15 protein-coding genes and 2 pseudogenes are annotated in these 22234 nt (G+C 68.6%); 8 read left to right on the top strand and 9 right to left on the bottom strand.

Translation table 11 applies throughout. The features are described 5' to 3' along the window. The first annotated feature begins 130 nt into the window (after nt 1-130). The 4 genes from OG519_RS02625 to OG519_RS02610 all read left to right on the top strand — a co-directional run bounded on the left by OG519_RS02625 (nt 131) and on the right by OG519_RS02610 (nt 4777). Nucleotides 131-1387, top strand: a complete 1257-nt coding sequence (locus OG519_RS02625; protein WP_405578058.1) for an ABC transporter substrate-binding protein — start codon at nt 131-133, stop codon at nt 1385-1387. Nucleotides 1388-1544: 157 nt separating this feature from the next. After that, complete coding sequence (locus tag OG519_RS02620) at nt 1545-2387, top strand: carbohydrate ABC transporter permease (protein WP_405578055.1); 843 nt, start codon at nt 1545-1547, stop codon at nt 2385-2387. Further along, the gene (locus OG519_RS02615) at nt 2384-3262 is read left to right on the top strand and encodes a carbohydrate ABC transporter permease (protein WP_405578052.1); all 879 of its coding nucleotides are present in this window, start codon (nt 2384-2386) and stop codon (nt 3260-3262) included. The genes OG519_RS02620 and OG519_RS02615 overlap by 4 nt, the downstream gene beginning before the upstream one ends. 45 nt (nt 3263-3307) lie before the next feature. Continuing rightward, the gene (locus OG519_RS02610; RefSeq protein WP_405578049.1) at nt 3308-4777 is read left to right on the top strand and encodes a glycoside hydrolase family 32 protein; all 1470 of its coding nucleotides are present in this window, start codon (nt 3308-3310) and stop codon (nt 4775-4777) included. 472 nt (nt 4778-5249) lie between these two features. Here OG519_RS02610 and OG519_RS02605 read toward each other — a convergent pair whose 3' ends face one another. The 4 genes from OG519_RS02605 to OG519_RS02590 form a co-directional block, all read right to left on the bottom strand. After that, a complete protein-coding gene (locus OG519_RS02605; RefSeq protein WP_405578047.1) occupies nt 5250-6263 on the bottom strand; it encodes a LacI family DNA-binding transcriptional regulator in 1014 nt (337 codons plus the stop codon). Nucleotides 6264-6333: 70 nt separating this feature from the next. Next, a complete protein-coding gene (locus tag OG519_RS02600; protein ID WP_405578044.1) occupies nt 6334-7128 on the bottom strand; it encodes an ATP-binding cassette domain-containing protein in 795 nt (264 codons plus the stop codon). 98 nt (nt 7129-7226) lie between these two features. Next, complete coding sequence (locus tag OG519_RS02595; RefSeq protein WP_405578041.1) at nt 7227-8222, bottom strand: ABC transporter permease; 996 nt, start codon at nt 8220-8222, stop codon at nt 7227-7229. A 125-nt stretch (nt 8223-8347) separates the two neighbouring features. Then, complete coding sequence (locus OG519_RS02590; protein WP_405578039.1) at nt 8348-9382, bottom strand: sugar ABC transporter substrate-binding protein; 1035 nt, start codon at nt 9380-9382, stop codon at nt 8348-8350. Between the two features lie 264 nt (nt 9383-9646). Here OG519_RS02590 and OG519_RS02585 point away from each other — a divergent pair, with 264 nt between their 5' ends. The 3 genes from OG519_RS02585 (at nt 9647) to OG519_RS02575 (ending at nt 13366) form a co-directional block, all read left to right on the top strand. Then, complete coding sequence (locus OG519_RS02585) at nt 9647-10612, top strand: carbohydrate kinase (RefSeq protein ID WP_405578037.1); 966 nt, start codon at nt 9647-9649, stop codon at nt 10610-10612. Nucleotides 10613-10740: 128 nt separating this feature from the next. Further along, a complete protein-coding gene (locus tag OG519_RS02580; protein WP_405578034.1) occupies nt 10741-11874 on the top strand; it encodes a LacI family DNA-binding transcriptional regulator in 1134 nt (377 codons plus the stop codon). A gap of 445 nt (nt 11875-12319) precedes the next feature. Next, nucleotides 12320-13366, top strand: coding sequence for a LacI family DNA-binding transcriptional regulator (locus OG519_RS02575; RefSeq protein WP_405578031.1), 1047 nt, complete (start codon nt 12320-12322; stop codon nt 13364-13366). Here the strand turns inward: OG519_RS02575 and OG519_RS02570 are convergent. From OG519_RS02570 to OG519_RS02560, 3 genes and pseudogenes are all read right to left on the bottom strand, one after another. Continuing rightward, on the bottom strand, nt 13359-15893 hold the full coding sequence (locus OG519_RS02570) for a GH32 C-terminal domain-containing protein (protein ID WP_405578028.1): 2535 nt from the start codon (nt 15891-15893) through the stop codon (nt 13359-13361). The genes OG519_RS02575 and OG519_RS02570 overlap by 8 nt on opposite strands. A 646-nt stretch (nt 15894-16539) precedes the next feature. Beyond that, nucleotides 16540-17354 (bottom strand): annotated as a pseudogene (locus OG519_RS02565) (IS5 family transposase). Nucleotides 17355-17575: 221 nt separating this feature from the next. Beyond that, a complete protein-coding gene (locus OG519_RS02560; protein ID WP_405578025.1) occupies nt 17576-19213 on the bottom strand; it encodes a hypothetical protein in 1638 nt (545 codons plus the stop codon). A 538-nt stretch (nt 19214-19751) separates the two neighbouring features. Between OG519_RS02560 and OG519_RS02555 the strand changes: the two are divergent. Continuing rightward, nucleotides 19752-19926, top strand: a pseudogene (locus OG519_RS02555) (IS5/IS1182 family transposase); the annotation flags it as partial. 494 nt (nt 19927-20420) lie between these two features. Here the strand turns inward: OG519_RS02555 and OG519_RS02550 are convergent. Further along, nucleotides 20421-21152, bottom strand: a complete 732-nt coding sequence (locus OG519_RS02550; protein ID WP_405578023.1) for a hypothetical protein — start codon at nt 21150-21152, stop codon at nt 20421-20423. Between the two features lie 460 nt (nt 21153-21612). Further along, a complete protein-coding gene (locus tag OG519_RS02545) occupies nt 21613-22062 on the bottom strand; it encodes a hypothetical protein (protein WP_405578020.1) in 450 nt (149 codons plus the stop codon). Nucleotides 22063-22234 lie beyond the last annotated feature (172 nt).

Here is a 22234-nt window from a genome sequence, read left to right as displayed (position 1 = left end):
GTCGATGAGCCGTCGTGGCCTGCTGAGAGCCGGAGCCGCGACCGCCGCTGTGGCGGGCGTTGGCGGTCTGGCGTCCGCATGCTCTTCCGGGTCTTCCAGCTCCTCCGGATCGAAGGTACTCAAGGTCTCGGTGTTCGCGGACCAGTCGTCCGCGGACAAGCTGAGCAAGGCGGCCGCGACGTTCGAGGCGGCGCACCCGGGCGTGAAGGTGAAGTTCACCGGCACCTCGGGGACCGACTGGAACGACTTCTTCAGCAAGCTGCTCACCCAGATCGCCGCAGGCAACGCCCCCGACATCGCCTCGGTCGCGACCGAGGGCCTCCAGCTCTTCGCGGCCAAGGGACTGGCGGAACCGCTGGACGACTACGTCAAGCGGGACGCCTCCGAGCTCAAGTCGTACTTCGCCGACGTCCACCCGGCTCTGGTCGAGGCGATGATGTACCAGGGCCACCTGTACGAACTGCCGACGGACTTCAACGCGGGCAACATGTTCTACAGCACGTCCCTGCTAGAAAGCGCCGGCGTCGGCCAGCCTGCCGCCGACTGGAACAAGGACGACTTCTACAACATCGCCAAGAAGGTTTCCGCCGGGGGCGGCAACACGGTGGGTTACGACTGGGTCGTCCGGCTCTGGGGCAGTTGGACGTCCTGGATGTACGCCAACGGCGGCAACCTTCTCACGGAGGGCAAGTGGGACGGCGGCGACTGGCTGTGGAACACCTTCTACCCGAACGACCCCGCCGCGGCCCACCGCAAGGGCGGCTGGCGCTGGGGTGACCCCACTGCCAACTCCGCTCCAGTCATCGAGTCCCTGGACTACATGATCCAGCTGCAAAAGGAAGGCCTGTCGCCCAAGCCCGACATCGGCGGCGGCAACACTCTCCAGGGGCTGTTCGCCAGCAACAAGATCGGCACGGCCATCGGCGGCGGATTCTGGGCGGGCGGACTCCACAACGCCGGCATGGCGCAGGGCTCCTTCGACGTCCAGTACTTCCCCAAGTGGCGGACTCAGCGACACCTGTTCGGGGCGGGTGGTTACGGCATCTTCAAGTCCTCCAAGAACAAGGACCTTGCCTGGGAGTTCGTGAAGACCCTGGTGTCCGCGAAGAACCTCGACCTGCTGTTCCCCGGCAACGTCACCACGTTCCCGCGCAGGTCGATGATGACGGCCGAGAGGTATGCCGCCAACGGACCGAAGAACTGGCACGTCTTCTACGACACGCTCACCCAGTTCGACAACACCGCCCCGATCCCTGCCCCGCCGTACTACAACGCGATGGCGATCGCGTTGAACAAGCGCACCACCGAGGCCATGTCGTCGGGCAACGCCAAATCGGCCCTCGACGGTCTCCAGAGCGATCTCGAAACCGCCGCGAAGACGGGATGACGCCCCGATGTCGAACCCTGTCCGAATCGTCAGCCGTGCCTCCGCCCCGCCGGGCGAGCAGCCCAGCAGCCCCACGCGGCCACCGGCAGACGCCGACATCCTGCGACGGCGTTCGCAAAACCGCCGTGCACGCCGCGAAACCTTCTTCGGCTACGTCATGGTGGCGCCAGCCCTGGTCGTGGTCGTCGTCTTCACCATCGCCCCGATCCTCGCCTCGTTCGTCCTAGGCCTGTTCAAGTGGGACGCCATCTCCAGCCCTCAGTTCGTGGGCCTGGACAATTTCGACGCGCTCCTGCATGACAAAGCGGTCACCCACTCGCTGCTGGTCACCTCGGGCCTCGCTGTGATGATCGTCGTCCTCCAGGTCGCCCTCGGCCTGGGCCTGGCACTGCTCGTCGCGCAGCGGGCGTCGAAGATCGTGCAGAACCTCTTCCGCGCTGCGTACTTCCTGCCCATGCTGGCCTCGGCGGCGTCCATTTCCATCGTGATGTCGTACATGTTCAACGATCAGTTCGGCGTCATCAACTACTACCTGGACCTGCTGCATCTGCCACAGGTGTCATGGCTGAGCTCCACAGGGGGAGCAACCGCCACCATCGTGTTGGTCGCGGTATGGCAGCAACTGGGCTTCACGTTCATCCTGTTCGTCGCCGCCCTCGGCTCGCTACCAGTCGACGTGCTGGAGGCCGCCCAGATGGACGGTGCCACTTCCGCCCGCATGTTCTGGCGGATCAAGCTTCCCCTGATCAGCCCGACCCTGCTGTTCGCCTCCACCGTGGGCCTGATCAACACGATGCAGCTGTTCGACCAGCCGTACGTGATGACCAAGGGCGGCCCAGGCGACTCGACGTACACCACGGTGCTGCTCGTCTACCAGACCGCCTTCCAAAACCTCCAGTTCGGCTACGCCTCGGCGATCTCCGTGGTGCTGTTCGTCGTCCTGCTGGTCATCACAGCCGTGCAGTTCACGGTGAGCCGAAAGTGGGTGTTCTACTCGTGACCGCCATCCTCGGCAAGCGGACCTCGCCGACTGCCCGTACGTCCCGCCCCCGTCACCGTCCCAAGGTCGGACGTCTGCTGTCGATCACCGTGCTGACCGTGACAGCCCTCCTGGTGGTGGCCCCGCTCGTGTGGGCCGTGGCCACCTCGCTGCGCACACCGGCTACGTCCTTCGATCAACCGCCGCAATGGATTCCCACCCACCCGATCTGGTCGAACTTCAGGGCAGTCTTCGACCAGGTGCCGCTGACGTCGTTCTTCCTCAACAGCGTCGTCGTCACCGGACTCATCGTGATCGGCCAGCTCATCACCTCCACGATGAGCGGCTATGCCTTCGCCATGGTCCGCTTCCGCGGCAACAAAGCCCTCTTCGGCATCATCCTGGCCACCATGATGGTCCCCATCCAGACCACCATCATCCCCGTCTTCCTGATCATCAAATACCTCGGCCTGACCGACAGCCGCATGGCGCTGATCCTGCCTGTCATCGGAGGTGCCTTCGGCACTTTCCTGATGCGGCAGTACTTTCTGCAGATGCCCCGTGAGCTCGGCGAGGCCGCACGGGTCGACGGCGCCTCGCACTTCCAGGTCTTCGCCCGCATCTACGCCCCCATGGCGCGCGCCCCGATGGCGACCCTGGCGGTCCTCACCTTCTCCGCCTACTGGAACGAGTTCTTCCGGCCGCTGATCTTCCTGCAGTCCACCGACAACTTCACCATGCCGCTGGGCCTGGTGACCCTGCAAGGAACCCTGGGCACCGGCAGCATCTCCATCGTGCTGGCCGGCGTGATCATCGCTCTCATCCCCAGCCTGCTCATCTTCCTCGCCGCCCAGCGGTACTTCGTCGAGGGAATCGTGGCCGGCTCCTTCCGCTGAGCCGCCCCCGTCCTCGCGCTCGCCCACACCTCGAAAGGCACGCGTGTGTCCAACGCGCCCTTTGACCGGCATCGGCCCGTCGCGCACCTGCGACCGCCCCGAAACTGGATCAACGACCCCAACGGCCTGGTTCACCACGACGGCCAGTACCACGTCTGCTACCAGTACAACCCGTACGGAACCGATCACGCGAACATGCACTGGGGCCACTTCCGCAGCGCCGACCTGCTGAACTGGCACATACTGCCCGTCGCCCTCACCCCCACTCCCGGCGGTGAGGACGCCGACGGCTGCTACTCCGGCAACGCCGTGTCCGACGGAGACAGGATCGTCGCCTTCTACTCCGCCTACCGTCGCGACCGCCAACACCAGCCGGTCACAACCGCCATCTCCCACGACGGGGGCCTGACGTTCCGACCACGCGGCGACCTTCTCATACCGGAACCGCCCGACGGCACCACCATGTACCGCGACCCCTACGTATGGCGGCACGGCGGCGGCTGGCGGATGCTGGTAGGCGCCGCCCTCGCCGACGGCCGCGCCGCTGTCCTGCTCTACGACTCTCCCGATCTGGAGGACTGGACCTACCTGGGCCCCTTCCACGCCGGCGCTCCGCAGCCCGTCGGTGACGCCGGAGCAGCCACCGGTGACGGCTGGGAGTGCCCCCAGTACCTCCCGGCAGCCGACGATGTGGGGCGGGGCATCCTCATTCTCAGCGCTTGGAGCGCCGAGGACGGACCTGGCGGCGTCCTGGCACTGACCGGCGAGGACCGCAACGACGTTTTCGAGGCGGACCCACCCCAACTCCTCGACCATGGGCCCGACTTCTATGCTCCTGCCGTGATGCGTGCCCCTGGCGGCAGATGGCTGCTGTGGGGCTGGGCCTGGGAAGCCCGCGACCGGGTGTGGACCCGAACTGGCGGCTGGGCCGGGACCCTCACGGTTCCTCGTGAGATCAAGCTCACCGAGGGCGGCCGGGTGCATCAGCAACCCGCCGCCGAACTGGCCGCCCTCCGCGGGGAACGTGTGGTCCACGCGGCGGGATCGGCCGTAGGCGACAACCCGGTGGAACTGGGCGAACCGGGCCGCAGTTTCGACCTCGCGGCCCGGCTGGATCCCTCCGGCGGAGCCGGCCTGCGCCTGGTCACCTCCGCGGACGGCTCCGAGTACCTCGACATACGCCTCGACCCGTTCGGTGGCTTGTTGGTGGTCGATCGCGAGAATGCCTCACTCGATCCGAAAGCGAGCCGCGGCACGTTTTCGATGCCGTACCCCGTTGGCGAGCCTGTCGATCTGCGGCTGATCGTCGACCACTCCATCGCCGAGGTCTTCCTGTCCACCGGGCAGGCACTCACCGTGCGTTTCTACCCGGTCGGCGATGGCCCCTGGCGCCTGCAGGCGCATGCCACTTCGGATGCGCAGCTCCGCTACTCAGTCGATGCGTGGCAGATTCGACCGCTCACCATCAGGGAGCCCGCCGCCGAGGCAGCAACGCGGGAAGGTTCTCTGGCCTGAGCGCGCCTGTCCGGCCGGGCAAGGGGGTAGGCCGACCTCGCCTGGCCGGACGGACGGGCCACCCCCACCGCGGCCTCGTGCACGTCCAACCGACGCGCGGTGGGCAGCCTGCCTTCCTCCACCCAGCAACACCTTGGCTACCGCCCCGGCCCGTCGCCCGTGGTCCGCGCCGAAGCCGTAAGGCGGTGATCAGCCCGGCCACACATGAGAACGCCCTTTCTTCCTTTGCGGAAGGGCTCCTGAGGGTGCGCCAGGGAACCGCCTGGGAGAGTGAGCACCGCGTTCTGACCATCGACTCCGGCTGCTATCCCGGACGAGCGTGCCGGAGCCGGTCGGCGACCAGTCTGCTGGTGGAGCGGTCGCCGCACTTGGCCGTGATCGGTGGTCAGGGCGACATCGCCTGCGCCGAGGGGCTATGGAGGACTCCTGGAGGCGTTGCGGGACCGAGCACATAACCCTTCCCCGGCCCGACTCATCGGGGAGGCAGTTCGCCGGAACCGCGCAGGACAAGCCTGGTAGGGACGACCTCGGCCCGAGGGCGAGTGCGGTCGCCGTCGAGACGGGCGAGTACCGTCCGGGCCGCGGCGGCGCCCAGGGCGGCGGGGTCCTGGGCGATGACCGTCAGGGGTGGTTCGAGGATCTCGGCGAGTGGCAGGTCGTCGAAGGCAACGAGAGCGATGTCCTTGCGGCGTCGTCTGGCCAGGGCCGTCACCGCGCCCATGGCCGTGAAGTTGTTCCCGGCGAGCAGCGCCGTGGGCGGCTCGGCGAGGTCCAGAAGGCGTTCGGTAGCGGCGGCCGAAGCGTCCTGGTCGTGGCCGCTGGCGACGAGGTGCCTGTCGTAGGGGACGCCGGCAATGACCAAAGCGGCGCGGTAGCCGGCCAGGCGCTCGCGGCGGGTGTAGAGGCCCGCCGGGAGGTCTCCGATGAATCCGATCCGCCGGTGCCCGACCGCCAGCAGGTGCGCCGTGCCTTCCTGGGCGCCGGCCCGGTTGGAACTCACTACTCTGTCGGTGGCCAGCCCGATGCCGGGCCGGTCCAGGAAGACCACGGGCGGCCCGGAGGAGCCCCCGCCGAGGTAGTCGTGATGCGCGCCGACCGAGGGAACGACGACGAGTGCGCTGACCCGGCGGCTGAGGAAGGTCTCGATGAGGGCGCGTTCCTGGGCCGGGTCCTCGGCCGATGAGCCCATCAGCAGTGTCAGGCCCCGCTCGCGGACCGCGTCCTCGATCCCCCCGGCCACCGTGCCGAAGAAGGGGTTGCCCATGTCCGGGACGACCAGGCCGATGGTGCTGTCGGGACTGCCCCGCCGCATATTGCGGGCCATGAGATTGGGCTGGAAGCCGAGCCGGGTGACCACTTCCATGACCTTCTCGCGGGTCTTGGCCGAGGTCGGGCCGTCACCGTTGAGAACCCGGGAGACCGTCTTCGCGCTGACGCCGACCTCATGGGCCACATCACTGAGCGTCGGCCGCCGATCCCCGCTCATATGCCACCGTTCTCCGCTGTTGCCCCTGCCCGGCCGGCCCTGGTCACCGGCCGACGGGGCATCCTATAGGTCACGTGGTGGGGAGCCCGGCGGCCCTGGCGGCATCCGCGTCGGCGACGGTGGTTTTCCCGCCGTCACTTCCCACCGTCAGCGCCCCGGTCATGATCGCCACGACCTCGGCCATCGAGTAGTCGGACGGCTTGATGAGCGCCTCCCGCTTCCCCATGCGATGGACGTGGATACGGTCGGCGATCTCGAAGACGTGCGGCATGTTGTGGCTGATGAGGACGACCGGCAGCCCCTTGTCCTTCACGCGGCGTATCAGGTCGAGCACCTGGCCGGACTCCTTGACGCCCAGGGCCGCGGTCGGTTCGTCCATGACGACGACGCTACTGGCCCAGGCGACCGCGCGGGCCACGGCAACCGCCTGGCGCTGTCCGCCCGACAGGGTTTCGACAGTCTGGGTCAGCGACCGCAGGCCGATCTTGAGCTCGGCCATGTGGGCGGCGGCCTCCTGGCGCATCCGCTTCTTGTCCAGCATGCGTAGCGCGCTGCCGAACAGGCCGGGCCGGCGCAGTTCTCTGCCGAGGAACATGTTGGAGGCGATATCCATGGACGCAGCGACGGCAAGGTCTTGATAGACGGTCTCGATTCCGTGCTCCCTGGCCTGCTGGGGGCCACTGAAGCGGATGACCTCTCCGTTCAGCCGGATCTCGCCGCTGTCCGGAACGAGGGCGCCGGTGAGAGCCTTGATCAGGCTGGACTTTCCGGCGCCGTTGTCGCCGATGACGGCGAGTACCTCGCCGGGCATCAAGTCGAAATCAGCGCCGTCGATAGCGGTGACGTGACCGTAGCGCTTGACCACCCCACGAGCCTGGAGCACGGGGGTGGGGCGGGTCGGCTTCGCCACGGGCGTCGAGGACGTACCGGGCGCGTCGGGGGATGTGGGGGTCTTCGGCGTCATCAGCGGATCCTCTTTCGGGAGAGCTGGTCGACGGTCACCGCGAGGATGACGAGGATGCCGGTGATCAGCGTCTGGTAGATGGAGGCGACACCCATCAACTGCAGGCCGTTGCGGAATACACCGACGATGAGCGCGCCGATCAGGGAGCCCAGGACAGTACCGCGGCCGCCGAAGAGGCTGGTGCCGCCGAGGACGACGGCGGTGATGCTGTCGAGATTCTCGGTCTGCCCGGCCTGGGGGTCGCCGACGCCGGTGCGGGAGACCAGCAGCAGTGCGGCGATGCCGTAGACCAGGCCGGCCACGGCGTAGACACCGATGGTCAGCCGGCCGGTGCGCACGCCGTTGAGCCGGGCGGCCTCGGGGCTGTTGCCGAGCGCGTAGACGTGCCGTCCCCAGGAGGTGTTGCTCAGCGCGTAGGCGAAGGCGAGGAAGAGCGCGATGGTCAGCACCGAGCCGTAGGTGACGTCGGTGTGCCCCAGGGGAAAGGTCTCGCCGAGAAAGGTCAGCGTCCGCGGCAGTCCGGTGATGGTCTGCTCGTTGGAGTAGACGTGGGTCAGGGCAAAGGCGATGTTCAGCATGCCGAGCGTGACGATGAACGGCGGCAGCGGCACCAGGCGCACCAGTAGGCCGTTGACCAGACCGAACCCGGCGCACACGCCCAGGCCCAGTGCGATCGCCACCAGCGGCGGGACGCTGCCCGCTGCCGCGGTCTTGGCGATCATGATGGAGCCGAACGCCATCACCGCCCCGCAGGACAGGTCGATTCCGGCTGTCAGGATGATCAGGGTCTGGCCGATGGCAAGCGCGCCCACCACCATGACCTGCTGGATGATCAGGGAGAAGTTGCCGCCTGACAGGAATTGGTCGGTCGTCAACGAGAAGAAGGCACAGGCCAGAGCGAGCGCTGCCAATGGGCCGGTGGTGGGCGCGGCGGTCAGCCGGCGCAGCCGGGTCGGCTCCTTCAATGTGGAGTAAGGGGGGGCTGCGGTGGTCATAGGGGTCCTTGCGGTGTGAGAGTCGAAAGCGGCCCGGCCCTGGTCAGGGCGTCACGGGCCGGGCCGCCGTTCTGTGGCTGCGGCGGAGGGCCGCCCGATCGTGGGGGCCGCGCGCAGGTCAGGCATCATCCCCAGCAGTTGGCCAGGCCGTAGGTGGTGTCCTTGGCGTCGACGCCGGTCTGTGGCTTGTCTGTGATCAGCGTGACCCCGGTGTCGGTGTAACCGGCGGCCTTGGCACCGCCCTTGGCGTAGTCGGCGACCGCCTTGATGCCGTCCTCGGCCATCTTCAGCGGGTACTGCTGGGAGGTGGCGGCGATCTTGCCGTCCTTGACCGCCTGCGTTCCGGTGCAGCCGCCGTCGACCGAGACGATCAGCACGTCCTTCTCGCGGCCCTTCGCCTTCAGCGCGGTGTACGCGCCCAGCGCCGCGGGCTCGTTGATGGTGTAGACGACATTGAGGTCGGATGCCTTCTGCAGGCAGTTCTCCATCGCGGTCTGGCCCTTGGCCTGGTCACCGCCGGTGTCCTGGGAACAGACGATCGACTTGTCGCCGGCGCTGATACCGAAGCCCTTGAGGAAGCCGTCGTGCCGCTGCTGCCCGACCGCGACGCCCGGCGCCAGGTCCAGCGTGGCGATCTTCGCCCGCTTCCCGGCCATCGCGGCCTTGGCGTAGGCGCCGATCAGTTCGCCGGCCTTGAGATTGTCGGTGGCGAACAGGGCGTCGGTGGCGGACTGGGGGTCGGTGGGGCTGTCCAGAGCGATGACCATGACGCCCTTGGCGCGGGCCTTGGCGATCGCGGGCACGATGGCCTTGGAGTCGCTCGGGGTGATCAGGATGCCCTTGACACCGGCGGCGGTCATGTTCTCGATCGCGGTGATCTGACTGGCGTTGTCGCCGTCGAACTTGCCGGCGGCCGTCACCAGGTCGACGTTGTTGGCCGTGGCGGCCTTCTGCGCGCCGTCCTTCATCTTCACGAAGAAGGGATTGGTGTCGGTCTTCGTGATCAGACCGACCTTGATCTTGTCGTTCGAGCCGGACCCTGCGGTGGACGACGATCCCTTGGAGCCCGATCCGCAGGCGGTCAGCGCGAGCGCCGCGACCGTGAGCCCGACGGCGGCTCTGACGGCAGTTCGGGCGGCGGCGCGGGTGAGACGGTACATGGTGAGCTCCTAGGCGGTACGGAAGTGCGGCGCCGACGGCGATCGCAAAATGTCATCGTTGACACTGTCATCGTTGACATTGGCTTGCTGAGGATGATGGGCTCCGCATCGTCGAAACGTCAATGCCCCTTGGCCATAACAAGTCAGCAACACCGCCGTCACCCCCTGGCGCCGACCCAACGAAGCCACGGCCCGAGCAGCGAGTTCCCGGCGCACAGCGCGGCTTCCGGGCACAGCCGTCATCTCACGAAAAGAGAACCATCGATGCAGGGACCCCAGATCACCGTGATCGGCGAGTGCGTCGCCGACGCCCTCCTCGAGAGCAGCACCGCCCCGACGGGCGAACTGGCGCTGCGCGTCCTGCCCGGCGGCGGGCCGGCCAACACCGCCGTCGCGCTGGGCCGGCTGGGCACAGCGGTCCGCTTCCTCGGCCGGCTGTCCGACGACACCTTCGGCCGCCTGTTCCGGGCGCGGCTGACGGAGTCGCAGGTGGATGTGCGCGACTGCCCCCTGGCGGCCGAGCCCAGCACCCTGGCAGTGGCCGAACTGGACGGGCGCGGCTCCGCCACCTGGTCTTTCCACGCCGAGGGCGCGGCCGACTGGCAGTGGACAGCCGCAGAACTGGACGCGGTGGACCTCGCCGGCACCGCCTGCTTGCACGCCGGCTCGCTCACGCTGATACGGGCGCCGGGCGCCGCAGTGGTCGAGGACTTCCTGGTGCGCGCGGCTACCGGCGCCACTGTGTCGCTGGACCCGAACGTGCGCCCGCAACTCGTGCCGCCGGCCGACTACCGGGCACGGCTGACCCGTTGGTGCGAGGCCGCCGACATCCTGCGGGTCAGCGAGGAAGATCTGGAGGTGCTGCGCCCAGGAACGCCCCCGGAGCGTGCCTGCGACGAGTGGCACGCCGCCGGGGCCCGCCTGGTGGTCGTCACCCGAGGGGAAAGGGGCGCGCTGGTGTCACTGGACGGCGAACGGGCGGAGCTGCCGGGCGTGCCGGTGCGAGTGGCGGACACCGTTGCCGCCGGCGACGCCTTCACCGCGGGCCTGCTCCACCACCTTGGGGCGCGCGGCCTGCTCGGGGGGCGACTGACTGATCTGACGCTCGCCGACGCCGTGGCCGCAGCCGAGCTCGGCACCCGGGTGGCGGCCCTGACCTGCTCAGTTCCCGGGCCCAACCCGCCGTGGGCTCATCAGCTCGGTGGCCTGGCGACGACACCCGTACTCTGAGGCCCGGCCTGGCGCTGGCCAGCGTGGGCCGCTGCCTGGACTTGCCATGGGTCTGCACCCGGGGCGGCCCCAGTCGGGAGCCTCCGTTCCCTCCGCACGGGACACGAAGGCCATGACGAACCGTTGACATGCAGGGCAACGCGCATGAGCCTCATCGCAACCGACAAGCCCAAACCTTCTGGCAGGTTCTCATGAAACGCATTGGGCTCAAGGATGTGGCCGCTGCTGCCGGGGTTTCGGTCACCACGGTTTCCCATGTACTGAACGACGTGCAGGGCAAACGCATCAACGCCGCGACCCGGCGGACGGTGCTGGATGCAGCCGAGCGAATGGGGTACCTGCCCAACGGCCTGGCTCGCGGGCTGCGCCTGAGCCGGTCGAACACGGTGGGCTTCGTCTCCGACGAGATTGCCACCACGCCCCATGCGGGTCAGATCATCCGGGGTGCGCAGGAGGCTGCGGCCAAGCGCGGTCTGATGCTGCTGATGCTGAACACCGGTGGCGACCAGGAGCTGGAGGACAAGGAGATCACGCTGCTGCTCCAGCACCGCGTGGACGGCGTGCTCTACGCCGCGATGTACCACCGGGTGGTACAGGTGCCCACGTTGCTGCGTTCGGTTCCCACTGTCCTTCTGGACGCACGCAGTGACGATCCCGGCATCGCCTCTGTCGTACCGGACGAGGAGCAGGGGGGTCGGACAGCGACCCGTGAGCTGGTGGCCCGCGGTCACCGGCGGATCGGCTTCGTCAACCACATCGAGGACATCCCCGCTGCGCGGGGCCGGCTGGCGGGCTACAAGGCGGAGCTGGCAGGAGCGGGGATCGCCTTCGACCCTGACTTGGTGGTCGCCCACAACGCGGTTGGCGCGGGCGGCTACCAGGGAGCCCGGACCCTGCTCGGCCAGGAGGACCCTCCGACCGCGCTGTTCTGCTTCAACGACCGTATGGCGATGGGTGCCTACCGCGCGGCGGCGGAAGCCGGGCTCGCCATTCCGGCGGACCTTTCGGTGATCGGGTTCGACAACCAGGAGCTGATCAGCGAGAACCTCTTCCCACCTCTGACCACTGTGGCACTTCCGCACTACGAGATGGGCGCGCGGGCGATCGTGCACCTCCAGCAGGCGATCGACGCCGCGGCTGGCGCTGCTCCCGAGGCCGCAGCCGTGCATGAATACCTGCGTTGTCCGCTGATCTTGCGGGACTCGGTCGGTCCGCCGCCCGGCCGTGATGCCGGACAGCCAAGACCCACACCTATGGGGTGAACGCCGAGGACGGCCGCTTTGCCGCCCTAGTCGTTTGGTCGTTGTCCCGGAGCGGCGAGGTCTCCCAGGCGTCCGTTCTGGTGCCCGCCACCATTCGTCCGCGGACCTGGCAGGTTGGTTGGAAGCCGGGCGGCGGATCCGAGCGGCGATGCGCTGCGGACCCGCCTTACACCCTCAGAGGCCCAGCCTCCATGCGGTCAGTTGTGTGACGTGGGCCGTCCCTGCGAGGGCGAACCCGCTGATCCCGGTGTCGCCGAGGCCAGGGCAGTACGCGCAGCCAGGGATGGCCGCGATGAGGGATCCGCATGACTTCTCTCCGAAAGGAAGGCGGAGGATCGAGGAAACGTTTCCTGAAGAGCCCGCTAGCATGTGTCAAGAGGTGCGCACTGTCCATGGGTCGGGACCCACGCCCAGGGCGGTGAGGTCTGCGCGGGAGGAGACGGCGATGACCGCAGGTGGAGCGCGGCCGAGCCGCAAGCGCGTGACGATGCGCGACGTCGCGACGTTCGCCGGGGTGGGCCTTACCACAGTCTCCCGGGTGGTCAACGGCGTGCTGGTCGATCCAGTACTGACTGCCCAGGTCCGCGACGCGGTCGAGCAGCTCGGCTATCGTCACGACGCCACCGCCAGCAATCTGCGCCGCACCGACCGCCGCACGGACACCGTCGGACTCGTCCTCGAAGACGTCGCCAACCCGTTCTCTTCTTCGCTGCACCGGGCGGTTGAGGATGTCGTCGCTGAACGGGGCCTTCTCCTCCTTACCGGCAGCAGCGACGAGGATCCGGCTCGGGAACGCAGTCTGCTCACCTCCCTCCTGACCCGTCGGGTAGACGGCCTGGTGGTCCTCCCCACGGGCGAGGTCGGCGCGGAGCTGGCCTCGGCGCGGCAGTTCGGAACTCCGGTGGTGTGCGTCGACCGGATGTTGGCGCTCGACGGCGTCGACACCGTGACCGTCGACAATGCCGGCGGCATCGCGGAGGCGGTGCAGCGACTCACCTCGCTGGGACATCGCAAGATCGCCTTCCTGGGAGACCGAACATCCCTGTGGACCGCGCAGCAGCGCTGGGATGGTTTCGTAGCGGCGATGACCCAGGCCCGGTGCGCGGTGCGCACCTCCTGGGCGCGCCGGGATATCCACGACGCCGCCGCGGCCGAAAGCGCCACGACCGAGATCTTCACCGGCCGGAACTCGCCGACCGCACTGATCACCGCCCAGAACCTGCTGACGATCGGTGCGCGACGCGTGCTGCAGAAGCTGCAGCTGCATCACTCCGTCGCGCACGTAGGGTTCGACGACTTCGAGATGGCGGATCTGCTCGATCCGCCGTTGTCCGTCGTCGCACAGGATCCAGCAGAAATAGGCAGAACGGCGGCGACGATGCTGCTGGCCCGGCTGGACGGGGATTCAAGCCCAGCACGCCATGTCGTTCTCCCCACCCGGTATCTCGCACGCGGCTCCGGCGAGATACCGGGCGATCTCGAAATTAGCTGATGGTGGCGTTCTGGGCGGTCATCGACCCGTTCCAGACGTTGAGGCCGAGGCGGCCGCTGCTGTAGGTGGTGTCAGTCACGTCGATGACCGGGGTGGTGGCGTTGTTGAAGAACACCTTGATCCTGGATCCTGCCGCTACGATCTTCAGATGATAGACCGTTCCGGGAGAGATCGATGTGTTGTAGACACCGAGCGTCACCCAGGGACGCCACAGCTTGATCTGGCCGGCGGTATTCACGTTGACCGTGTAATGACCGTTCGCAGAATCGTTGGAGCGGAAAGTCAGGCCCGCGGCGGCGCCGGCGGTGTCGGGGCGGAGGTCGGCGTCGTAGGTGAAGTCCGACGCGGTCTGCGAAGACAGGAGGTAGCCGTCGCCGCCGAACGTGCCCGCCTCCCCGGCCGTGGTGTCCGACCACGAGCCTGCCACGCTCGTCCATGGGCCCGACAGGTTCGTCTTGAACCCAGAACTCGGGCCGGGGCCGGAGTCGGGGGACGCGACCTCCGCGTTACGGATCGTGCCGCCGCCGTTGTAGACGTTGATGCCGAAGAGGCCGCTGGTGTAGGTGCTGTCGGTGGCATCGATGACGGGTGCGGCACTGTTGTCGAGATGGACCTGGATGCGGGGACCGACGGCCACGACCTTCACGTGGTAGTCGCGTCCGCGAACTATCGGGGTATTGAACGTGCCCACGGTGGCCCCGGGCCGCCAGAGCTTGACCTGGCCGCCGCCGTCGGCATTGATGTTGACCGTGTAGTGCTTGGCCAGGTCATTCGACGCCCGGAACGTGATCCCCGCGGCATTCGCGGTATCGAGCCGCAAATCGGCCGCATAGGAGAAATCCGAACCCGACTGCGCCGAGATATAGAACCCGTCGCCCGGCGCAGTCCCCGTCTTCCCGTCCGGGAGAGACGTCCATGACCCACCCGCCGCGCGCCACGGACCAGTCAGATTACTCCCGGGATTGTTTCCGTCATCGGCCTTCGTCGTGCTGTAGATATCCTTGAATTCACGGATCACCACATTGGAGAACTGCGCCGGTCCGCCGACACTGTACAGCGAGATCCCCTTGTCCTCGGGGGCTGGAAAAATCTCGCTGGAGTGGACGTACTTACCGTCGTCAACGAAGACCTCCAGAGTGGTGCGATCGACCAGGATACGCAGATGGACGTTCTTCTTGCTGAGCGGCGACCGACTCTCCACATATCGGCCGGACCCATCCGGGTTGCCGGTCTGAGAGCGGTTGACGTACACGTTGCCACCGGAAACGCCGACATCGGCGTGGTGGGTGCCGTCGGCCGACTTGCGCAACTGGAGTCCGATGTTGGTCGCGGTGTCCCAGCTCACGTCCGCGCTCAGCTCGTAGGTGCTGCCGCTGTACGACAGCGGCACCTGCCCGTTGACCGGGATCGTGCCCAGGTCGACGGTGCGGTTGACAATGCTGTCCAGGGCGCTGTTGGGCTGGGAGACCAGGCTGTAGAGGGCTCCGTCTTGCTTCTTGAGACGGATCTCTCTCACGATCGAGTCCGTGCCGTTGAAGCCGTCGTTGGACCAGGTCGGAGTGGTGTCGGGATAGTCCCAGTTGTTCATCCAGCCCATCGCGTACCGGACGGCCGGGTCGGGCGAGCCGCCGACCATCTTGTCCCAGGTGACCGCGCCGTACCAGTCCCAGCCGTAGTCAAGCCACTGCGGGGCGGCCTGGTCCGCCTGGAACCCTGTCCCGCTGAAGGTTCCGGTCCAGTAGGCGTAGGTGTTGGGCAGCCCGGACGCCTTGCCGTTGGCCCCCGCGCCGAGGACCCACTTCGTGGTGCCGTCGTCGGCTTGGATGGAGAACAGGTCCGGGCACTCGATGGTACCGATTCCGCTGGTGCCGAAGTTGCTCTGGAACTGCCAGTGCTTCAAGTCGGACGAGGTATAGAACCCGATGCTGTTGCCCTCGGCGAGAGCCATCACCCAGCGGTTGTGGGCGGCGTCCCGGACGATCTTCGGGTCGCGGAAGTCGGCTTTTCCTGGGTTGGGGAGCACGGGGGTGTCGCTGTAGTGCGAGAACGTCTTTCCCCCGTCGGTGGAGTACCAGAGGAACTGTGCCTGCGCTCCGCTGCTGCTGTCACGCTGGGTCATGATGGAGACAACGGCATTCGCTCCGAAGCCGGCTGTGTTCGAGCCGTCGACGACCGCGGACCCTGACCATACGTCGCCGTTGGGTTGGGTGTTCTTCGGGATCGCGACGCCTTGGTCCTGGAACGCCAGGTTGTCCGTGGTGGTGCTCCTGCGCCACGCGGTCCCCACGCTGTGCGTGTAGTCGGCGTTGTACAGGTAGTAGTACTGGTACTTGCCGTCGATGAAGATCGGCCGTTGCGGGTCGTTCATCCAGTTGTCGGGCACGGTGAAGTGGTAGGCCGCCCGGTATACGGGCGCTTGGTCGGCCTGCGCGTGCTGCGGGGTCAGAGCCGCCTGGGCGGCCGCGATCAGCAGCGCGAGCGCCACGATCACGCGGCTGAACAGGGCTGATGGGCGTCGAACGTTCACAATTCCTCCGGTTGCGGAAGACATACGACAGCTACGGAGTGGCGACACCTTCCGGTCGCGAAGCGGTGACGGGGGGATTGCCGGGACGTTGAGGAAACGTATCCTCGGCGGCTGCCCGACAGCATCGGGCCGTCCGGGGGACGTGTCAACAGTTCCGACTCGGCGTTCGAAGCCGCCCGTCTCGCGCCCGCAACAAGGATGTCCGAGGGGATTGACAGGTCCGCCGGACGGGTGCAGATTCGCTGGCAATACCTGGGGCCAAAACGATTGGGCACCCGACAGTGAGGTGCTGCCGGAGCAAGGGCGCGTCACCTCCCTAAGGCGGCGCCTCCGCGTCTCAATGAGAGCTGGTGTCGCGCATCTTCCATCCCGCGACGTTGCAGAGCTGAGTGTGAGGAGGAAACGTTTCCTGGAAGTGCGGCTACTCTCCGCATGCCAGTTGCCGTGGCGCGGCTGCGCTGGAGGGCCGGACTGCCGGCGGAGCAGACGCGTTGAAGCAGGGCGGCCTCTTGTCGGGGTGCTGCGCTGTGCGGAGGTGCTTCGCATCGATCGGGAGGATGCCCAAGAGTCGAACGAAGTGGACGGGGTCGGCGCTGTGGCGAGCCTCCGCCAAGTGGCGGCGGTAGCTATCGATCAGCCGGCCGGTTCAGGCGATGGTGACTATGGCTGTGTAGTGGGTGGCGAGTTTGTTCGTAGCGGGTGGCCAGGGCTTTGCTCTGCTTGAGGCGGTTGAAGCAGCGTTCGACGACGTTGCGGCGGCGGTAGAGGTGCCGGGAGAAGGTGCAGGGCTTCTCGCCGCGGCGTTTGCGGCCGGCGATCTGGTCGGTGCGTTCGGGGATGGTGCGGGCGATGCCGCGTGAGCGCGGGTAGGCCCGGATGCTGCGGGAGGAGTAGCCCTTGTCGGCCAGGAACCGGTCGGGCCGGGTGCGGGGCCGGCCCGGCCCCGGCCGCGGGATGCGGACGGCGTTCATGACCTGCGTGAGCTGGGTGCAGTCGTTGACGTTGCCGCCGGTGACGGTGAACGCCAGTGGCACCCCGCGGCCGTCGACGACCAGGTGGATCTTGGTCTCAGCCCGCCCCGGGAGCGGCCGAGTGCCTGGCCGGCGTGTGGGGCACCCCCTTTTTACGGGCGCCCGCGGCGTGCTGGTGCGCCCGCACGATGGTGGAGTCCACACAGGCCACCGACCAGTCCACGGCACCGACCGCGTCCGAACGCTGCTGCACCCGGGCCGGCAAGCGGTCCCAGGTCCTGTCCGCCGACCAGCGGCGGAACCGTTCGTAGGCGGTCTTCCACGGCCCGTACCGTTCAGGCAGATCCCGCCAGGCCGCACCCGTGGACAGCTTCCACAAGATCGCGTTGATGATCTCCCGCCGGTCCCGCACCGGACGCCCTATCAGCGACACCGGCAGCAACGGCTCGATCCGCTCCCACGCCTGATCAGTCAACTCATGACGACGCACCACACACCAACAACGCCCACACCCACTTTGCGGACACGCCCTTGGACGCCGGCGACCCCGAAGGCGCCGATCGGCGCGGCGTTGCGGCAATGGAGTACGTAAAGCGCCATGCGGGCGACAACGTCAGCTCGTCTCCGGTGCCCTGTCCGGCCGGCAGACAGGCATGGTCGTGGCCGGCGGAACCCTCCACCTCACCTGCTCAAACCGAGGTCGGAAAAGGCTCAGTGTGTGGTGAAGGCGCGGTAGACGGTGGTCACGGTTCGGTCGTCGCCGGAGTCGGTGACCCGGGCGCTCAGCGAGAGTTCGGCGCCGGCGCGCTGGGCGGGCAGCGCGGCCTGCCAGCCGGCCGCGCTGTGGGTGACGGCCAGCGCGTGCCAGCCGCGGCCGCCGTCGGTGGAGGCGAAGACGTCCACGGCCTTCGCGGTGGCAGGCCACATGGGGACGCCCGCCTGGGTGCTCGTGCGGTCCAGGGTCAGCGCGATCGTGGCGGGGTGCCCGGCGGATAGGCGGTTGTACACGTCCAGGCCGGTGGGCAGGAAGCGGGTCAGGAAGGTGGGCGGCACCGCGTCGGAGCTGGGGCCCGCGTGGAAGGAGAAGGCGACGTCGGTGGCGGTCGACAGCATGCCCGCGGGCGGGGAGGCATTGCTGACGAAGCGGTGGCCGTGCACCTTCAGCGTGTAGGCGCCGGGTGCGGTCAGGGGGGCCCAGAACGTTTTGGGGCCCGGCGTGGAGGGGGAGTCGCCCAGCCCGGTCCGGGTGACGATCTTCGTGCCGTCGCGGTAGAGCGTCGCGTCGGCGACGATGGTGCTCTCGACGCCGCTGAGCAGGGGATCGGCGACCATTCCTGTGGTGTAGAAGCCCAGTTCACCGTCGTGGACCCAGGGCAGGTAGCGGGCCGGGCCCCACACCGCCCTGCCGAGGTCCACGCGGGCCAGGCTGCCGGCGGTGACGGTCGCGTTGCCGTACCAGGAGTAGCGGCGGAAACTCCAATCGCCCGGGGTCAGGCGGAACGTGCGCTCGGAGGGCGCGGCTGCCGACGGGACGTCCGATCCCAGGTACAGGTCGTGCTGACAGCCCTGGCTCGTCACCGTTGGGACGAGGTCCTGTGCGTCCTCGCCGTCGGTGTCGTACAGCGGTCCGACCCGGATGGAGGTCCGCACCGTGCCGGTCGAGGCCAGGGGCACGGTGACCGGGTCGCCGGTCGGCCGGACGGTCCCGGCAGCCGCGTAGGCGTTCCCTGAGGTCGCGGACTCCCATTGCGCGCCGTATCCCAGCGAGATCCGCGGGTCACCCTGGGGGATGACGAACAGCTCGGCCGACGACTCGACCGGTCCCAGGCCGCTGCTGCCGCTGCCCCCTCCCCGCACGCACAACCGCGCGCTCATGAACTGCTGGTACTCCGTGCCCGGGCCGCCGCTGTCCCAGCCGATCCGCAGGGCCCGGCCCTGCCGCGCGTCCACGGTCACGTCGGTCGTGGTGTCCGCGGTGAGGTCCACCGGCCGGGCGTCCAGCGTGACCGACGTCGGGTCATCGTCATCCATGATCGTGGACACGATCGCGTAGTGCCCGGCAGGCAGCGAGTACGTCCCGTCGCTCCACACAGCCGTGGACCAGCCGTCGGGCGACCCCAGCGTCATCACGCCGACCTGGGTCGGCCTCGGCCTGCCGTGGCGATCGAGCGTGTGGACCACCAGACCCCCCTTGGCCGCTTCCGCCCCGGCCTGCGCCGCCGCGCCCGTCACACCCCAGGGAGCCACCAGCGCGACGACAGCCAGCGCCGCCGTCGCCGCCGCGGCCCGCCGCCTCCTCGCGCCGAGCCCCGCGCGTCCGTTGCCGTACCTGTTGGTCAGGGCTGCCATGACGCCGCCTCTTCCTCCCGCACCGGTGATAGACCGTTAGACCTTCCTGTCGGACGCGGGGTTGTACGGCGGGGCAGGCACGCAGGGACGGCGATCGCGGAACCGGGCGGTGGAGTTCCCGCGCTCGCGGGTCATGAGCGCGAGCAGGCGGCGGACGGGTCCGCATCCGGTGCGGACCGCACGTCAGACGCCCGGCGGGGTCGGTCCGGGCGCCGCATCCACGGGGGTGCGCGAGGCTTGGCGGTGGCCGGTCACGGTGGTACCGCGTCGGGCGGAGAGTGCGAGGAGGGACAGGGGCCCGCTCAACGCCGTGCGTCATGTCGGTACTCCTGGAGGATGCCTCCGAGTCCGTCGCGTCTTCGGCTGTCGAGGAGCCGATTGGCTCACCCTTTGCATGCTGAGGCCGCTTTGGGCGGTTTGCTGTCGCGTGATGGTGTGGCGGTGGAGTGGAATCTGCCGGTCCGCGGTTGTTGATCTGGTGATGTGTCTCGGTGAGTGAACGCGAGCCGTACCCGAGCGACTGACCGGACGAGCAGTGGTCGTCGTCCTCGCCGCGAACACCCACGACAACGGCGCGGGCATCCTTCCTGCTGGACCAGGTCGCCGGGCACGCCGGCGGAAGCGTCCGCAAGGCCCTGGTCGACCAGGGCTTCAAGAACCAGGTCGTGAGGCACGGCGCCGGCCTGGGCATTGACGTGGAGACCGTCGCACGCGAGCTGTCTGATGCTGCATCATGTGATCGGCGTGGGAGGGCGGCGTGGGCGTGTGGAGGACCGGAGAGACTCGGATTCTCACCGGGCGGAGGAAGTGGCCCTTCTATGTCTTCACACGTGTCACGGATCCGGCTGCGCGGAAGGCTCTCCACAACCACCTGCGCGAGGCTCGTGCACGGACACGAGCCACCTCCAGCAGATGATGCCGCGGGCCGGGACCGGCAGGAACGGTTCGGTCACAGCCCTCTCGTCGTCGCAGGTGTCGAAGCGACAGCAGCGACGGCAGGACAACGCCCCCTCAGTCACGAACTGGGCCCGGGCCGGCCGCGACCGCGGCCGGCCAGGTTGGGTGGGCGTCGAGGTGGTCGGCGCTGACGTCGCGGGTGGACTCCACAGAGGTGAGCTGGTTGTTCAGTTGCTTGACGCACCTGCCCTTCGTCGCGTTGGTGAAGGACCTCCGAGGCCCGACTGGTCGGTGAACCGCGTACTTCCGGTCAGTGCCGCATCACCGAGCGGGTACGGTGCTCGCCGCTCATGACGAGCCCGGGAGCGTCGTCGTCGTACGCCCCGCACGCCGTTGCCGACCAGGGCGAGAACTGCTGCGGCACCATGTAGTACGGCACCAGCACGGGAACGGTCCGCCGGAAGGAAACCCGCACCCGGATCAACGCCGGTAGCACGTCGGGCTGCTGGCCGGCGAGCAGGGCCCGGTAGCACGATGCGCAGGCCGGGCGGCGGTCGGCCGCGGCCCGGCGGGCGGACACCCGCCCACGGGCGCGCCTGCCGCCGGGCTCGGGCGGGCGGCGGGCAGCCGGATGCAGCGGGTTGTAGAAGCACCGTTCCGGTACGGCCCCGGGCCGGTGGCCCGCGCCGCGCGCCCGGGCCACCGCGAGGCGCTCCACCGCACGCTCCGCGAGCACCACCACCGCGGCCAGGTCCGGCAGGTCCACCGCCTCGTCCAGCAGCTTGCCGGCGGCCTGGTACGCCTCCAGCGCCCAGGAGTAGTCCCGTGCCCCCGGGTTGCCCTGGGGAAGGTCGAGTTCACCGGCCCGGAGCGCGTCGCCCGCGTCGGCCAGCCGGGCCGAGGCATGGCGCCGCAGACGTTCCCGCAGCACCGCCCACTCCCGTAACACCAGCTCCTGCTGCTCCTTCGGCATCGGCCGCAACCGGCGGGCCCGCCGCCGCCCGACCACGCGGGGCGGCGTACCCGATCCCAGGGTGTCCACCCACCACCAACGGCCCACAGCCACCATCCCCCTCGCCGCGAAGGCTCTGATTTTCCCACGGACAACCGGCTCCGGCGGTCGTGCTGCCCGGGCGGGTCTGTGAGTGCAGCCACGGCCGCCCGCCGGCGGTCCGGCAACGGCCGGGACCGGTCGCGCGCGCCGCGCGCAAGGGCCAGCTGGTGCCCGATCGACCGGCACCCGTAGCTCCCAGGCGGACCGGGCCGGACGCAGAGCTTTCAGCCCGACTGTTTCACTACCGTCATGGACTGCCCGATCTGGGCTGAACTGCCCGCCGCAGTCGGCTTCCGCGCCCCGGCCACCCTGTGCGGGCCGGTCGACGGACAGCCCTACGACCAGGAGTCCGCCGAGCGGCCCGGAGCCACCCCGGCCTGGACAGTGGAAACGCCGGGACAGTGGAAACGCCGGTGCAGTTCGCCGGCCACACCGGGCCGGCCCACAGCTAAGCGCGGTCGCCGGCCTCGCGGCGAAGCGCCGCCCGACGTGCGCGGTCGCGCGCCGCCCGCACATCGGCCGCCCATCGCCGCAGTGCGGCCGGGCCGCCCCACACAATGCCCGTCAGCACCAGGACGCCGAAGACGATCAGGACCAGAGGCGTCACCAGCGCAAAAATATCGGTGGCGGAGTAGTCGTGGCCGGACATGTGGCGGACGTCGATCGTGTGCCCCTGCTCGTTCCTGGACGGCTTCACCCGGGCATGCTGGTCGACGGCGCTCCCGTCCCCGGAGCGGTAGGTGCCTGAGCACACCCATGACGGAGAGTCGGAACCGCCTTCGTCGTGACATGAGGTGACGCGGATCGTTCCGGCGGTTCCGGCCCAGCCCGCCGCGTATGCCAACTTCTGGGCCCCCAGGCCGACCAGCCACAGCCCCAGGAGCGTCAGCACGGCCATCACCACGGCCTTGCCCGCCAGGCGACGCAGACTCGGCGGGCGCGCCGCACCGCCTCGACGGCGCGGTGCGGCCTTCGCGGACCCGCCGGCCTTCGTAAGCTTCACGGGTTTGGAGCGGCCGGGTGCGGGCGTGGAGCCTCGGGGAACTGGCTTCGCGGTCCTGGCCACGTGG

Source organism: Streptomyces sp. NBC_01190, assembly GCF_045039895.1.
Lineage (GTDB): Bacteria > Actinomycetota > Actinomycetes > Streptomycetales > Streptomycetaceae > Actinacidiphila.
The sequence above is the reverse complement of the archived record's forward strand: the minus strand, read 5'-3'. Positions and strand labels throughout refer to the sequence as shown.

Bases quoted from the DNA above. Each gene is read 5' to 3' on its own strand.
- OG519_RS02620 (WP_405578055.1), top strand. From the start codon at position 1,545: ATGGTGGCGCCAGCCCTGGTCGTGGTCGTCGTCTTCACCATCGCCCCG.
- OG519_RS02590 (WP_405578039.1), bottom strand. From the start codon at position 9,382: ATGTACCGTCTCACCCGCGCCGCCGCCCGAACTGCCGTCAGAGCCGCC.
- OG519_RS02575 (WP_405578031.1), top strand. From the start codon at position 12,320: ATGACCGCAGGTGGAGCGCGGCCGAGCCGCAAGCGCGTGACGATGCGC.
- OG519_RS02585 (WP_405578037.1), top strand. From the start codon at position 9,647: ATGCAGGGACCCCAGATCACCGTGATCGGCGAGTGCGTCGCCGACGCC.
- OG519_RS02595 (WP_405578041.1), bottom strand. From the start codon at position 8,222: ATGACCACCGCAGCCCCCCCTTACTCCACATTGAAGGAGCCGACCCGG.
- OG519_RS02580 (WP_405578034.1), top strand. From the start codon at position 10,741: ATGCAGGGCAACGCGCATGAGCCTCATCGCAACCGACAAGCCCAAACC.
- OG519_RS02560 (WP_405578025.1), bottom strand. From the start codon at position 19,213: ATGGCAGCCCTGACCAACAGGTACGGCAACGGACGCGCGGGGCTCGGC.
- OG519_RS02545 (WP_405578020.1), bottom strand. From the start codon at position 22,062: ATGGCCGTGCTGACGCTCCTGGGGCTGTGGCTGGTCGGCCTGGGGGCC.
- OG519_RS02605 (WP_405578047.1), bottom strand. From the start codon at position 6,263: ATGAGCGGGGATCGGCGGCCGACGCTCAGTGATGTGGCCCATGAGGTC.